General features: G+C 57.7%; 12 protein-coding genes. 9 read left to right on the forward strand and 3 right to left on the reverse strand.

From position 1 onward, the window contains the following. The first annotated feature begins 82 nt into the window (after positions 1 to 82). The 9 genes from ACZ5K9_RS09685 (at position 83) to ACZ5K9_RS09725 (ending at position 10,828) form a co-directional block, all read left to right on the forward strand. A complete protein-coding gene (locus tag ACZ5K9_RS09685) occupies positions 83 to 2,590 on the forward strand; it encodes a TIGR03960 family B12-binding radical SAM protein (RefSeq protein WP_464271133.1) in 2,508 nt (835 codons plus the stop codon). Between the two features lie 3 nt (positions 2,591 to 2,593). Then, positions 2,594 to 4,150: an Rne/Rng family ribonuclease gene (locus tag ACZ5K9_RS09690; RefSeq protein ID WP_464271134.1), complete on the forward strand. Its 1,557-nt coding sequence runs from the start codon at positions 2,594 to 2,596 to the stop codon at positions 4,148 to 4,150. A gap of 102 nt (positions 4,151 to 4,252) precedes the next feature. Continuing rightward, a complete protein-coding gene (locus tag ACZ5K9_RS09695; protein WP_464271135.1) occupies positions 4,253 to 6,031 on the forward strand; it encodes a chloride channel protein in 1,779 nt (592 codons plus the stop codon). A 237-nt stretch (positions 6,032 to 6,268) separates the two neighbouring features. After that, on the forward strand, positions 6,269 to 7,576 hold the full coding sequence (gene hemL, locus ACZ5K9_RS09700; protein WP_464271136.1) for a glutamate-1-semialdehyde 2,1-aminomutase: 1,308 nt from the start codon (positions 6,269 to 6,271) through the stop codon (positions 7,574 to 7,576). 452 nt (positions 7,577 to 8,028) lie between these two features. Next, positions 8,029 to 8,262, forward strand: a complete 234-nt coding sequence (locus tag ACZ5K9_RS09705; protein WP_464271137.1) for an AtpZ/AtpI family protein — start codon at positions 8,029 to 8,031, stop codon at positions 8,260 to 8,262. A 16-nt stretch (positions 8,263 to 8,278) separates the two neighbouring features. Beyond that, positions 8,279 to 8,668: an ATP synthase subunit I gene (locus ACZ5K9_RS09710; RefSeq protein WP_464271138.1), complete on the forward strand. Its 390-nt coding sequence runs from the start codon at positions 8,279 to 8,281 to the stop codon at positions 8,666 to 8,668. A gap of 3 nt (positions 8,669 to 8,671) precedes the next feature. Then, a complete protein-coding gene (atpB, locus tag ACZ5K9_RS09715) occupies positions 8,672 to 9,394 on the forward strand; it encodes a F0F1 ATP synthase subunit A (protein ID WP_464271139.1) in 723 nt (240 codons plus the stop codon). 169 nt (positions 9,395 to 9,563) lie between these two features. After that, on the forward strand, positions 9,564 to 9,836 hold the full coding sequence (atpE, locus tag ACZ5K9_RS09720; protein WP_464273954.1) for an ATP synthase F0 subunit C: 273 nt from the start codon (positions 9,564 to 9,566) through the stop codon (positions 9,834 to 9,836). A gap of 176 nt (positions 9,837 to 10,012) precedes the next feature. Continuing rightward, positions 10,013 to 10,828 (forward strand): redox-sensing transcriptional repressor Rex, encoded by an 816-nt coding sequence (locus tag ACZ5K9_RS09725; protein ID WP_464271140.1) that lies wholly within the window; start codon positions 10,013 to 10,015, stop codon positions 10,826 to 10,828. Here ACZ5K9_RS09725 and ACZ5K9_RS09730 read toward each other — a convergent pair. Genes ACZ5K9_RS09730 through nadA form a run of 3 tightly spaced genes read right to left on the reverse strand, consistent with a single transcriptional unit; the run spans position 10,812 to position 15,336 of the window. Further along, positions 10,812 to 13,358, reverse strand: a complete 2,547-nt coding sequence (locus tag ACZ5K9_RS09730; protein ID WP_464271141.1) for an excinuclease ABC subunit UvrA — start codon at positions 13,356 to 13,358, stop codon at positions 10,812 to 10,814. The two genes, ACZ5K9_RS09725 and ACZ5K9_RS09730, sit on opposite strands and share 17 nt — an antisense overlap. Further along, complete coding sequence (pdxA, locus tag ACZ5K9_RS09735) at positions 13,339 to 14,415, reverse strand: 4-hydroxythreonine-4-phosphate dehydrogenase PdxA (protein ID WP_464271142.1); 1,077 nt, start codon at positions 14,413 to 14,415, stop codon at positions 13,339 to 13,341. Before pdxA ends, ACZ5K9_RS09730 begins: the two co-directional genes overlap by 20 nt. Before the next feature lie 9 nt (positions 14,416 to 14,424). After that, the gene (gene nadA / locus ACZ5K9_RS09740; RefSeq protein ID WP_464271143.1) at positions 14,425 to 15,336 is read right to left on the reverse strand and encodes a quinolinate synthase NadA; all 912 of its coding nucleotides are present in this window, start codon (positions 15,334 to 15,336) and stop codon (positions 14,425 to 14,427) included. Positions 15,337 to 15,341: the final 5 nt, after the last annotated feature.

Consider the following 15,341-nt stretch of genomic DNA (forward strand, 5'->3'; position numbering starts at 1 on the left):
CGATCGTTGCGGCAACGATGCTCTACCACTCATGACCCTCGGAGACATATGGACACAGGGGGGCATACTGCCGGAGCCCTTGATGGACGAGCTCCTGAGGGACATTGAGCGGCCCGGACGTTATCTCGGCGGAGAAATCAACGCCCGCCGGAAGCGATTCGAGGACGCCGATGTCCGGTACGCGTTGGCTTTCCCCGATGTATACGAAGTCGGTATGAGTCACCTGGGGATCCAACTGCTCTACCATCGATTGAACGATGTGGAAGGTGTTCTGGCGGATCGAGTGTACGCGCCGTGGCCGGACTTCGAGCGGCGCCTTCGAGAGAGCCGCACACCCCTTTTTGCTTTGGAAACCCGGCGTCCTCTGAGGGATTTTGATTTTGTGGGATTCAGCTTGCAGTATGAGCTGAGCTACACGAACATCCTGACCATGCTGGATCTCGCCGGAATTCCTTTCTATAGCTGCCGGCGCGATTCATCGCACCCGTTCGTCGTGGGCGGCGGTCCCTGTGCCTATAATTCGGAGCCTCTGGCCCCGTTTTTTGATTTTTTTGTTTTGGGCGAAGGCGAGCAGGTCCTGATGGATCTCACGGCCGCTTACAGGGATTGGAAGGCATCGGAGGGTTCAAGGCACGAATTTCTGGAGCATGTGCGAAAGATTCCAGGGGTTTATATCCCTTCGTTTTTTGAGCCTCGGTATGACGACCGGGGTCGGCTTCAAGCGATCGAGCCGCGCTACCCGGACTACACGAGGGTGCAGAAAAGGGTGCTTTCGGACCTCGATCTTGAAAGCCCGTTGCCCGATCGGCCCTTAGTGCCTCTCGTAGAGATCGTTCACGACCGGCTGGGGCTGGAAATCGCGCGGGGATGCACCCGAGGCTGCCGATTTTGCCAAGCGGGCTATGTGTATCGGCCTGTTCGGGAGCGCCGTCCGGAAACTCTTGTAGAAAAGGCATGTCGAGCCGTTTCCGAGACCGGTTTTGAGGAGATATCCTTCCTGTCCCTGAGCACGGGGGACTACTGCCAATTAGGATGGCTGCTGAGCGCTGTAATGCGGGAGATGGAATCCCGGCGCGTTGCGGTGTCCTTCCCGTCCATGCGCGTGGGCACCCTTTCCCACAACCTCATGGAAGGCATTCGTCGTGTGCGCAAGACCGGCTTCACACTGGCTCCGGAAGCAGGCAGCGAACGGCTGCGCCGCCTGATCAACAAGAACATCGAGGAGAAAGACCTCTTTCAAACGGTCTGTGACGCTTATGCCCTAGGTTGGAAGGGGATCAAGCTCTACTTCATGATGGGGCTGCCGACGGAAACTTTAGAAGATCTGGAAGAAATCGTCCGTCTTTCGCTCCAGGTGTGGCGCTTGGGCAAACCTCATCGGGCCAGCGTCAACGTGGCGGTATCGACTTTTGTGCCTAAACCGATGACACCTTTTCAATGGACAGGCCAAATTCCGCAAGATGAGATGATTCGCCGTTTGGACTTTCTCAAAGACCGCCTCAAGCGTCCGGGAATTCGATTTAAATGGCACAGGCCGGACTTGAGCGTCTTGGAAGCGGCTTTGGCCCGAGGGGACCGGCGTCTTGCCGAAGTTGTGCTGTCGGCGTGGTCTAAGGGGGCGCGGTTTGACGCGTGGGAAGAACACTTCCGACGCCTTCCCTGGGACGAGGCCTTCGCCCGGTGCAGCCTGTCCGCCGACGCCGAGGCGCAACGGGTCTATGATCTCCGGGATCCTTTGCCGTGGGATCATCTCAGCGCAGGCGTCACCAAAAGCTACCTCCAGGAGGAGTGGGACAAAGCCTTTGCCTCCGCAAGGACGGGGGATTGCCGGTGGGAGCCGTGCTTGGGGTGTGGCGTGTGTGACCATCAGGCCGTGGCCCCACGCCTGTGGGAAGAATCGAAGGAAGAACCGGCCGCACCCGGCGATTGGGAAAAGTCTGCCGATAAGATGCGGCCGCTTTACACCTATACGCTCCAGTATTCCAAGAAGGATCGCGCCCGTTTTTACGGTCAGCTGGAAGTGAGCCGGATCATGGAACGAGCTGTGCGAAGATCAGGCCTTCCGGTGGCCTTCAGCCACGGCTTCCATCCCCATGCGAAGATTGCGTTTCGGGAGGCTTTGCCGGTGGGGATGGAAAGCGAAACCGAGGAAATGGACATTCAATTGGAAGAAGCTATTGAGGGGCGGATGATCCTGGAGCGTCTCAATGATCACTTGCCTGAGGGATTGCAGATTCTCAGTGCGAAACCATGGGCTCAGGCAGACAAAAAACCCTCCGCCCTTCGCGTGACATACCGTGTTTCCGGTTTGACCGAAGAAATGGCGGAAGCTATCATAACACGTTTTCCCATGTGTGCGGATCGAATTGTGAGCAAGAAGACCAAGAAAGGGCGCATTGAGGCGCGATGCGCTGACGTTCTGCTTTCCGTGCGCCGGCTCGATGAAACAAGCGTGGCCATGGAGCTCGTGGAGAGGCCGACGGCCCGCTTTCGTCCTCAGAGTTTTTTCGAGGTGCTGTTGCCGGATGATCTTGAAGCCCTCAGGGCGTGCCGTTTGTGCAAGGTTTTCGTGGCACCTTTCGAGGAATAGAAAATGGCTGCGGAGTTGATTATCAACGCCGATTTCTACGAAACCCGGGTCGCTCTTGTGGAAAACGGCCAGGTGGCGGAGCTCTATATCGAAAGAGCGTCCGATGAAGGCATTGCCGGGAATATCTACAAAGGGCGTGTGGTCCGGGTGTTACCGGGCATGCAGGCCGCTTTTGTGGACATCGGTTTGGAAAAAGCGGCGTTCTTATACGTGAGCGACGTCCACCATCCTTTGATGGAAATGGACCAGATTTTTCAGGATTCCACACCGGTGAGGGAGGACACAGCCGAGGCGGTTCCGTATGAAGACTCCGGAGATTCTGAAGCTCCTCTGGAGGGCAAAGAGCTTTTTCATGTGCCCATAGAGGACAGGTTGCGTGAAGGTCAGGAAATCCTCGTTCAGGTGGCCAAGGAGCCCTTGGGAAGCAAAGGAGCGAGAATCACCACCCACGTGACTCTCCCCGGCCGAAACTTGGTGCTCATGCCCCTTATGGACCACGTGGGAGTTTCGCGCCGCATCGAAGACGAAAAGGAACGCAAACGCCTGAGGGATCTGGTCTTGGAAATCAAGCCGGCTCACTGCGGTTTCATTGTGCGTACGGCAGCGGAAGGGGAAGACCCCGAGAAGATTCAGGCGGAAATGGAATTCCTGCTGAAATTGTGGCAGAATATTCAGCGCCGGGCCGAAACCGCTCCGGTGCCCTCTCTGGTCTATCGCGATCTCGACATCACCTTGCGGGCGGTGCGCGATCTCTTCACCAAGGAAGTGGACCGCCTAGTCATCGATAATCCCCAAGAATACAAGAAAGTCCTTCAGTTTACGGAAACCTTTCTCCCGTCGCTCAAAAACGGTGTAGAGCTTTATGAAGGTGCGGAGCCCATCTTCGACGCCTACGGCATCGAAATGGAAGTCCAACGGGCGTTGAGCAAGAAGGTGTGGCTGAAATCGGGGGGCTATATCGTCATTGAAACCACCGAGGCCCTGACGGCGATCGACGTCAACACCGGCCGATATGTGGGCAAACGCAATCTGGAAGAGACCATCCTGAAGACCAACCTGGAAGCGGTCAAAGAGATCGCCTGCCAGCTGCGGTTGCGGAACATTGGGGGAATCATCATCATCGACTTCATTGACATGGAAAAAGAGGCCAACCGGGAAAAGGTTTTTAACGCCCTAAAAGAGGCCGTGCGCAAGGATAAGAGCAAGACCAACATTCTGCGGATGTCGGAACTCGGCCTCATTGAAATGACGCGCAAGCGAACCCGGGAAAGCATCGGGCGGACGCTGTGCGAACCGTGTTTTTACTGCGAAGGCCACGGGCAGCTCAAGTCGACCCAGACGATATGCTACGAGATTCTGCGGGAGATTCAAAGGGAACAACGGGATCTTTTCGGCCGAAACGTGCTCATTCAGGTGCATCCCCACGTGGCCGCCAGACTGCTGGACGAAGAGCGGTCGTCGTTGGAGCGATTAGAGGAGGCGCTCCATGCCTGTTTTCATGTCCAGGGGGATCGTGGCTTCCATTTGGAACAGTATGAAATCACCTTGGAGGAGAACTGACGGTGGAATGCTTTTTGACGACAGATTTTTCCCCCGGAAGGTGAAAATTAGGGGAATGAGAAGTTCTCGGGCTGAACGGTTGAGCCTCCTGGGGATGAATCCGTGGTGACCCGATCTGCTGGGATTCGCGTTGCTCTGGAACACAACAGAACTTTGCGCTACACGCTTTACAGCGTCATCATCGGAGTGGTCAGCGGGCTTGGGGCGTGTTTGTTTTTCTTTTTGCTGGAGTGGGGCACATATTTTTTTCTGGAGTATTTGGCCGGCCTTCCCTTAACCAAGCCTGGAGGCGAACACCTCGTCACCTTGGAACGTTCCCCGGTTTTCCGCCGATGGATGCTCCTTTTCTTGCCGGCGTTGGGCGGCCTGCTGTCGGGCCTTTTGGTCTATCGATTTGCCCCGGAAGCCGAAGGGCACGGCACCGATGCGCTCATCGACGCCTTCCATAATAAGCACGGGATCATTCGAACCCGTGTTCCCTACGTCAAAGGTTTAGCGTCCATCATCACCTTGTCCACGGGGGGGAGTGCCGGTCGCGAAGGCCCCATCGCTCAAATCGGCGCCGGTTTCGGATCGTGGGTGGCCCGGCTCCTCCGGATGAACGTCCGGGAACGACGCCTGATGCTTTTGGCCGGATGCGCCGCCGGCCTTGGAGCCATCTTCCGCGCTCCTTTGGGAGGGGCTCTCACGGCCGTTGAAGTGCTGTACCGGGAAGACTTCGAGACGGAGGGGATCATTTTATGCATCCTGTCCTCCGTCATCGCCAACGCCATTTTCATCAGCATTTTTGGGCAGAGTTCCATCTTTGATATTCCTCCCATCCATTTCGCGAATCCCATGGAGCTTCTGTTTTACGCTGTTTTGGCTTTGGTGTGTGTCCCGTTCGGCTTTGCCTACGTGAAAATTTTCTATGGAATGCGCGACTATTTTTTTCGTCGGCTTCCCTTGAAAAAGGCCCTGATTCCAACAATCGGCGGACTCATGGTGGGGCTTATCGCCTATTGGCGGCCGGAAGTCATGAGCGGCGGCTACGGGACCATTCAACAGGCCCTCATGGGGCATCTCCCGGCGACTTTGATGGGGGGCCTCGCCGTGCTGAAAATCGTGGCCACATCCTTCACCATCTCTTCCGGGGGGAGCGGGGGTGTGTTCGGCCCTTCCCTTTTTATCGGGGCCATGTTGGGGGGGGCTGTGGGCCAAGTCTGCTCCGGACTTTTTCCGCAATGGGTCGGGGAGCCCGGAGCTTTTGCTCTGGTGGGCATGGGAGCCTTTTTCGCCGGCGTCGCCAAGGCCCCCATCGGCGCACTTCTCATGGTGTGTGAAATGACAGGAGGCTACGGATTGGTGGTCCCTTTGATGTTTACCTCCGTCATCGCGGTGCTGTGTTCCCACGGCTGGTCCATCTACGAAAAACAGGTGTTGAACAAATTTCATTCCCCGGCTCACCGTACGGACATGGTGATGAATGTCTTGGAAGATCTGAAAGTGCGCGATGCCTATGACCCAAGCCTGCCCGTCACGAGCTTGCCGCAGGACATGACCTTCCGTGAACTCAAGCGGTTTATGGTGCACACACGCGAATCTTTCTTTCCCGTGGTGGATGATCGGTTTCACCTTAAAGGTATTTTATCGCTGCATGACATTCGAACGGTGCTCTTTGAGGAGGCCGTAGCCGAGCTTTTGGTCGTGGGAGAGCTGGCATCCCCTCCCGTGAAGGTCACCCCGGATGAGAGCCTCTATGAGGCGTTGATCAAATTTCTTGCTTCAGGCTATGGGCAAATCCCAGTGGAGGAAAACGATCTGGGGGTCGTGGGGATGCTTCGCCTGGAAGAGCTCATGCATGCGTATTACAAGGAGATCCAAAAACTCTTGGAGGACTGACGGTCGCGGGGAAATGAACCCCCATAGGACCTGGGCTTCCAGGGGACCGTGTCTCCCGACCGGTGGGACTCCATTTCAAGGCCTTCGGCGGATATCCCGCATGCTCCCTTCAGTGAGGCCTTCAGCGGGTCCATCGGAAGAGAGACGTTGGGTGGGCAGCGATGAACCCAGGACGAAAACCCGGGGCGTATCCCAGGACTGCGGCTCAGGGAAAAGATGATCGAGAGGAGAAGGCTCATGGCACAGGACACGGTATCCGAAACGCTCTTTAAGCGGGCTCAGGCAGTCATTCCCGGAGGGGTCAACAGCCCGGTGCGATCCTGCCGATCGGTGGGGATCACCCCTTTTTTTGTCAAGAGAGCATCGGGGTGTCGGCTCGAAGACGAGGACGGCCGGATTCTTATTGATTACGTGGGATCTTGGGGGCCGATGATCATCGGCCATGCCCACCCTGAGGTGATCCAAGCGGTGCGCTTTGCGGCGACTCAGGGGACATCCTACGGCATTCCGTGCCGGTGGGAAGTGGAATTGGCGGAAAAGGTGGTATCCATGGTGCCGTCCATGGAGATGGTGCGCATGGTCAACTCCGGGACGGAAGCCGCCATGAGTGCCATCCGGGTGGCCAGAGGCTTCACAGGGCGATCAAAAATCATCAAGTTCGACGGGTGCTACCACGGCCACAGCGACTGTCTGCTAGTGAAAGGGGGATCCGGGTTGGCCACGCTTGGGATTCCCGGAAGTCCCGGTGTCCCGCCCGAAATCGTCGCTCCCACATTGTCATTGCCCTACAATGACCTGGATTCGGTCGAGGCCGCCATGAAAGCGCACGGCGAAGAGGTCGCGTGCATCATTGTGGAACCTGTGGCCGGGAACATGGGCACGGTCATCCCTGAACCAGGGTTCCTCCAGGGGTTGCGTCGGTTGTGCGATGCCTACGGCAGTGTGCTCATATTCGACGAAGTCATCACCGGTTTTCGACTGGCTCCGGGAGGTGCCCAAGAACGGTTCGGTGTCCGTCCGGACCTCACCTGCCTCGGGAAAATCATCGGTGGCGGGCTCCCTGTAGGGGCTTACGGCGGCCGACGAGATATCATGGAAAAGGTGGCCCCGCTGGGGGACGTGTATCAGGCGGGAACACTGTCAGGAAACCCGTTGGCCATGGCCGCGGGATTGGCTACCCTTCAAGTGCTCAGTGGAAACGGGATCTATGAATCGCTGGAAGAAAAGGGAGCCATGTTGGAAGCGGGGCTTCGCGAGGCGGCCCGGATCGCCGACATACCGATGACGATCAATCGCATCGGATCCATGGGCACCGCCTTTTTCTCCCGTGAAGCGGTGAAGGATTTCGCTACAGCTTCCCTCTCGGATTGCAATGCCTACGGGGTGTTTTTCCGAGAGATGCTCTCCCGGGGCGTGTACCTGGCACCGTCACAGTTTGAAAGTTTCTTTGTGAGCACGGCCCACACACAGGCGGATTTGGAACGAACCGCCGAGGCCGCTGTGGAATCGCTGCGAACGGTCAGACGGTGGTATCCGAAATCATAAGGGCACCCGCACGGCTCTCTTTTCATCGGGACCAGGAAGGGGGCAATAAGGGCTGCTCCAGGGATGAGCGGACGGCATGATCAATCGGATCCGAGGAATGTCGCCGTTGGGGTGTTGATTCATCGACGAGCACCTTTTGCCCATCTGGAGAAGGCGCAGGAGGCGAATGACTTTTTTTGTTTTGCGCAGGCCGTCGGCGAAGTTTGGAAGACCGCCGTTTCAGGTACCGCCGTTTCAGGTTAGGATTCACACGGAGGGCGGCGTGCGTTTTTCTCATTCCATGGGGGTGGAGAACATCTTTGCGGGATATCCTTCGATGCCCGCGAAGCAGGCCATTCGGGAAAGCTCCACTTTGCCCCCGGACACCGGTTGGATGGAAGCGTCGAAAAATAGCGTTGACTTGGGTAGGGGGCTGTGCTAGGTAGTCTGTGATAATTTACACGAAGTGGCCGATGAAAGAAGAGACCAAAAAATACCTCAAACAGGTGGGACTGGCAAGCACCCTAGGCTTTTCGGTGGCCTTTGCCATTTTCATCGGCGTGGCTCTGGGCTATTGGCTGGACGCCAGTTTTGGAACGTTCCCATGGCTTACACTGATTTTCCTGGTCATGGGGATCATCGCCGGCTTTCGCAACTACGTGCGGTTTATGCGGAAGCAACAGCGCGAGGATCAGCGCGCGCCGTAAGGGGTTTTGGGGAACATTGTTAAGCGACGAGAGGCTGATCCGGCGCATCCAGCTTGTGAATGTGATACTTCTCATTTTCGCGGTGGCCATCGCCGCGGTGTTCTTTTCCATGCGCGATGCGTTGGGCGTCTTCTTGGGAGGGGTGACCGTCACGGTCAGCTTCCAGGTCATGAAATGGCAAATGCGTCGGGCCTTCCAACAACCCCGGCGCCCCCCCTCAAAAGGGGTGCTGTTCGTCAAATACTATCTGCGGTTTCTCGGCACCGTGTTTTTGGTCTTCACGGTGCTCTATTACGGTTGGGTGGATCCGCCGGCGTTCCTGGCGGGACTGTCGGTGGTGATGGTCAGCATCGTGCTGGTGGCCATACAGGAAGCCGTGAAAATGGTCATGAGGGGAGAGAGGTAAGCTATGGAACATCCGGTCTTGTTTCTCAGCATTCTCTTGGAAAAGCTGGGACTTCCCATCGTCCACAGTGCCGATGAAGCCCACACCTTCCTTCAAAAGCTGCTCCTGCCCCATGTGGTCTACACATGGGTGGTGGCCGCCGTGCTGCTCATTCTGGCCAAGTTGGCCGTGAGCCGTTTGGAGTTGGTGCCTTCGGGGGGCCAAAACTTTTTCGAAATGGTCATCACCGGGATTGAAGATTTCATGGTGGGGATCACCGGAGAAGAAGGCCGCTTCGCCTTCCCGCTCATCGCCACTTTGGGCTTCTTCATCCTCCTCAGCAACTACATGGGCATGATCCCCGGCTTCTTTGCGCCCACGGCGAACATCAACACCACAGCCGCGTGCGCCCTGATTGTCGTCGTCTTTACTCACGTGATCGGCGTAAGATTCCACGGGATCAAATACATCAAGCATTTCATGGGCCCCATTTGGTGGCTGACCCCGTTAATCTTCCCCATCGAACTTATCGGACACACAGCCCGTGTCCTGAGTCTGTCCATCCGTCTCTTTGGAAACATCTTCGGGGAAGAGCTGGTTTTGGCCATTCTGTTCTTCCTGGCCGGCCTCTATCTCGCGCCGCTGCCGATCATGTTCCTCGGGTTGTTCACGGGCTTTGTGCAGGCATTCATCTTCTGCCTGTTGTCGTCCATGTATTTCGCAGGCGCCATTGAAGAGGCGCACTAATTCCCATTGGCGGTTACGGTTGGAGGAAAGGCCGCATAAACTTAATTCTCAATCCAAGGAGGTTGTATCGATGTCTAGGAAAGTTGGGTTCTTCACGACGCTGTTGGTTCTCGGGTTGACCACGTTGGCCATGGCTGCGGATGCGGGATCGGCCGAAAAGGTGGAAGGGCTGCGGTTCTTCATGTATTCGGCTGTGGCCGCCGGTTTCGGGATCGCCATCGCCGCTTTCGGTACGGGCTTGGGCCAGGGTATGGCCATTAAGAGCTCGGTGGAAGGTGTGGCGCGCAACCCCGAAGCCTCCGGTAAAATCACCGTGACCATGATGATCGGTCTGGCCATGATCGAGTCTCTGTGTATTTACGCGTTGGTCATCGCCTTGATCCTCATCTACGCGAACCCGGTCTCCAAGCTGATCCAGGGATTCGTGGGTCTGGCCCACTAAACGGCGAGGATACGGGAACTCTGAGAAGGCCGAATCCGAGGTGGGGGTCGAGGGCTGGGCCCGAGATCCTCACCCCCCTCTGTGGGCGGGTTGGCCTTCTTTTCATCGGTGCCATGTGAAGAGCGGCACAACACGGATGGGGTGCATGGAACCATGCACAAGAACCGAGACGCTCGATGAGCACGGCCCGCACACGGCTGCATGAGGGGCAGAGGATGAAATTTGCCAAAATCCCCATGGCGACCATCAACCGCCTTTCCATCTACGTCCGAACGCTTCAGGAGCTGCTGGAAGATGACGTGGACGTCATTTCCTCCGAGCGGCTGGCGAAGCAATGCGGTGTCAACCCGGCGCAGATCCGGAAAGATTTGGCCTACTTCGGGGAATTCGGCGTGCGTGGTGTCGGCTACCATGTTGCGGATTTGGTCAACCAGATCAAGGAGATCCTCGGCCTTAATCGGACCTGGAACCTGGCCATGGTGGGCTTGGGAAACATCGGGTCTTCCATGATCCGCCACGGCAATTTCATCAAGCATGGTTACATCTTCACAGCGGCCTTCGACGTGGATCCACAGAAAGTCGGCAAAAAGCTCCCCAATGGATTGATTGTCAACCATGTGGATGAGCTGGAAGAGGTGGTGCGCGAGCGGGATGTCCACATCGGGGTTATTGCGACACCGGCCAGCGCGGCGCAAAGTGTGGCCAACCAACTCATCCTCGCCGGCATCAATGGCATCCTCAATTTTGCTCCGGTGCAGATCCAGGTGCCGGATTGTTGCCACGTGGAAAACGTGGATTTCACCATCAAGCTGGACTGCATCGCCTACCATTTGTCCACCGGTGTTGAAACCGGCTGGCAATGCCCGCGTGGTCGCCTCCGTGCGGGCTCGGGTCCCCACAGATCCTCCGTTAAGCCGCGTCAACGAGAAACTCCGCGCGATTCGGCCTGGAGCTGTGGCAGGATTTCGTTTGGGATCAAGCCGCGTGCCTAAGTGCGCGAATTGTCGGTGTGTCGCACGTTGCGAGCACATCCTCCAAAGGGCCTTCAGCCACGATGCGGCCGCCGTCAGGCCCGGCCCCTGGGCCGAGGTCGATAAGGTAGTCGGCGGACCGTAGAAACTGGGGGTCGTGTTCAATGGCAATGACGGTGTGGCCTTTTGCGACCAATCGGTGAAGGAGGGCGACGAGCCGTGCGACGTCCCGGGGATGAAGTCCTGTGGTGGGTTCGTCCAAGAGATAGAGGGTGGGTTTTGTCGCGGATCGACCCAATTCCCTGGCGAGCTTGAGACGTTGCGACTCTCCACCCGACAAAGTGTTGCCCGGCTGTCCGAGCTGGAGATATCCCAATCCCACGTCGTCCATTGCCTGGAGCTTCCGGCGGATGGCGGGGAGATGTCGAAAAAGATCCAAGGCCTCAGAGACGGTCAGTTGAAGCACATCCGCAATGGAATGCCCCTTGAACCGCACGGATAACGTGTCCGGTTCATAGCGTGCCCCGTTGCAGTACGGGCAGGTGACGAAAAAGTCGGGGAGAATGACCATTTCCACACGCATCCGCCCTTCGCCGCGGCAGAAGTCGCATCGACCTCCGGGAAGGTTGAACGAGAAACGATCCGCGGTATATCCCCTCGCCTTGGCTTCGGGAAGCCCGGCAAAGAGAGAGCGCAGAGGGTCGAACACGCCGCAGTAGGTGGCAGGCACGGATCTGGGCATACGCCCCACTGGAGACTGATCCATCACCTGGACCGTGTGTAAAGCTTCCCAGCCCTCAAGCCTGTCGTAAGGGAGCGACGGCGCTTCAATTCTTTGAAGATGTCGTTGCAGTGCGGGAAAGAGGGTTTGCATGACAAGCGAACTTTTACCCGACCCGGAGACCCCCGTTACGCCGGTGAGCGCCTTGAGAGGGAAGCGCGCCGTGAGATCTTTCAGATTGTGGCCTTTGGCGCCCCAAAGGGTGAGAAAGTGCGAAAGTGTCTTTTTCCGGGAATGCCTTTCGATCCTTTGGGCACTCGACCCGAGGAGAAAGGGAGCAGTGGGGGAATGGGGGCATGCGACCATCTCCTTCGGCGTTCCGGTGAAGACAAGCTTTCCTCCGGCCGGCCCGGCTCCCGGGCCGAGCTCGACGACGTATTCGGCTTCTCGGATGGTTGCCACGTCGTGCTCGACGACGATGACCGTGTTTCCTTGGTCACAGAGGTTCTTCAGGACGATCCGAAGGCGGTCCATGTCCTGGGGATGGAGTCCGACGCTGGGTTCGTCAAAAATGTAGACGACTCCGGAAAAAGGGTCCGCCAGTTGCTGGGCCAGTCGAATTCTCTGGGTTTCCCCCGATGAGAGGGTGGCGATGGACCGATCCAAGGTCAGATAGCCGAGGCCCAGTTTCTGGAGGGCCTCCAGTCTGGGAAGGATTTCTTGTCGAATCTTCTCCGCGATCCCGCTCTCGTAGGAAGGGAGGTCGAGTTGGTTCAGCCACGCGCCCACGTCCGTCAAGGTCATGGCGCTCACAGCCCCGATGGAGCAGCCTCCGACCAGAAAAGACATGGCCTCTTTGTTGAGTCGCGTTCCTCCACATGCCGAACACGGGGTCTCGAGAACGAAATCCGCATCCACATCCACATCCTTGCTTTTCCTCGGCTTTGTCGGTGGCTCCACGCCGGTCCCTTCGCATCGAGGACATGCCCCTTTCGGGTGAAAAAAGGAGAATAAAGCCATGGACGGCTGGGCGACTCGATATCCGCACCGGAGGCATTGGGGGATTTGGGTAAAGGTGATTGTGTCCCCTGTTTCCATGACGACTCGCACAATGCCTTTTCCATACCGGGCGGCCAGTTCCAAAGATCCGGACAGCCGGCTCACGGCATCAGGTTTTAAGCTCACCCGATCCACGACCAATTCCAGTGCATATTGGGGGCGCCGAGGAAGAACCGGGAAGGGATCCAGAGAATACACTTGGTGATCCCAGCGGATGCGCATGAAGCCATCCTTTTTCAAAGTCGCCAGTGCGCCGGGAAGTTTCTTTTCTGAAACGGGCTCTAAGGGAGCGAGGAGCATGGCTCGAGAGCCTTCGGGGGCTTCCAGCAGGCGCTCGATCATCTGCCGGATGCTGGACGTTTGAATGGGGATGGCGCAGGACGGGCACATGGGGGTCCCCAGCCGCGAAAAGAGCAGCCTCAAGAAATCGTAGATATCGGTGAAGGTACCCACGGTGGATCGCCCATGAGAAGGGAACCGACCCTGCTCGACGGCGATGGTTGGGCTGAGTCCGTCGATGGTGTCCACATCGGGTTTTTCCCGCCGAAAAGTGGGCATGAGGGCCATGCCGGATGAAGGCAGAAAAGTGCTCAGGTAGCGCCTTTGGGTCTCGGCGTGGAGGACATCAAAGACCAGCGTGGACTTTCCCGACCCGCTGGCACCGGTGACGACCACAAAGCTGTTCTTGGGAAAGTCCACATCAAGGTTTTGCAGATTGTTTTGGCGGGCCCCACGGATGCGGATCCACGCCTCAGCCGCCGCCGTGCTCACCCTTTCCCTCCAAAGCCCGCGCTCGGAGACAGCGGTTGCGCACCATGACCATCGCGGTTTTCATGGCGTAGGTCAGGCTTCCAGGATGAGCGAGAGCCTTTCCGGCGATATCGTACCCTGTGCCGTGATCCACGGATGTTCGGACGATGGGCAAGCCAAGGGTCACATTGGCGGCTTCATGGAAATGGACCAATTTGAGCGGGATGAGTCCTTGATCGTGATACAAAGCGAGGACGGCATCGAAACTCCCTTCAAAAGCACGGAAAAAGACCGTATCCGGCGGATAAGGACCCGTGACGGCGCCGTGAGGATGTTTCCTGCGGAACTGCTCGATGGCCGGCGCGATGACATCCAATTCTTCACGCCCAAAGCGGCCGGCTTCGCCGGCATGAGGGTTGAGGCCTGAGACCGCCACTCTGGGATGGGAAATGCCGAAATCCCGGATCAGTGATGTCACCAAAACCTCCAGTGTTTCGGCAAGGTTTTCTCGAGTGATCCGATCGGGCACCTCCCGCAGGGGGCAGTGGATGGTGGCCAGGGCCACACGAAGTTTTGGCCCGGCGAGCATCATCACCACATGGGACGCCTTTGTGAGATCCTGAAGAAATTCCGTGTGCCCCGGAAACGGGAAGCCATGGTGGTGGAGCGCGTCCTTATGGATGGGGCCGGTCACCACGGCGTCGGCCCGTCGGGTCATCGTGAGATGCACGGCTGTGCGGATATAGTGGATTGTTTCCCGGCAGGCGGCGGCTGACGGCCTGCCATAGGTGATATCCTCCGGCATCAACGGATTCGGGCAGAGCATGCATACGGTGTCGTCCGGCAGCTGTTCCGGGATCTCCTTCTCGTCGGTAAAGACCTTCAAAGGGAACCGGACGCCCAACAGCTCCGTCTCCCTCTGCAGGGCCGTGACGTCTCCGATGACCAAAGGCCGGCAGACCGCCAATAGCCCGGGATCCCGGATGGCCTTGACGATGACTTCCGGGCCGATGCCCGCAGGGTCCCCCATGGTGACGGCGAGGACCGGCCGATGTGTGGAAGAGCGGTCCCGATCCATGGCTCACCCTCAGATGCGAAGCATGCGTTCCACGGCCTCAAGGGCTCGGATACGGACCTCTTCAGGGACACGGACTTGGGGGGTCAAGGTTTCCAAGCTGCGCACGATGTCCTCGAGCGACGTTCTTTTCATGTCCGGGCACACCATCTGGTCCGAGACGGGATAAAAGACCTTGTCGGGGTTATCTCGACGCAGAGGATGAAGAATGCCCGTCTCGGTGCCGATGAGAAACGAGCGGTGGGAGCTGGTGCGCGCGTACCGAAGCATCCCTGAAGTGCTCGTGACGACATCCGCAAGATCCAGCACCTCCGGGCGACATTCCGGATGAGCGAGAAAGAGCGCTTCTGGGTGCGATCTTCTGGCTTCGCGAACCATTTCGGCTGTCAGCTGGTGGTGGATGGGGCAATAACCTTTCCAGAAATGGATGGTTTTTTCTGTGTGGCGTGCTGCATATTGGGCCAGGTTTTGATCCGGAATCAGATACAGAGCCTTCTCCTCATGGAAAGACGCGACCACGCGGGTAACGTTCGCCGAAGTGCAACACACGGTGCTCTCGGCCTTCACTTCAGCCGTGGAATTCACATAGGTGACGATGGGCACTCCGGGAAACTCTTCCCGGATCCGCCGCACATCCCGCGCTGTGATCATGTCGGCCATTGCGCACCCGGCCCCTGGGTTGGGTAGGAGGACGATTTTGTCGGGATTGAGGATCGCCGCGGTTTCGGCCATGAAGTGCACCCCGGCAAAGACGATCACCTCTGCATCCGTCTCCCGTGCCCTGCGGCTCAGTTCTAGGGAATCGCCCGTAAGGTCGGCAATATCCTGAATGATTCCAGGCTGGTAATTGTGCGCTAAAATAATGGCGTTCCTCTCTTTCCTGAGGTCGCCGATCCTTTGGATGAGCTGATCATCGAATGACATCGGGA

The sequence above is a fragment of the Desulfosoma profundi genome, from assembly GCF_055387865.1.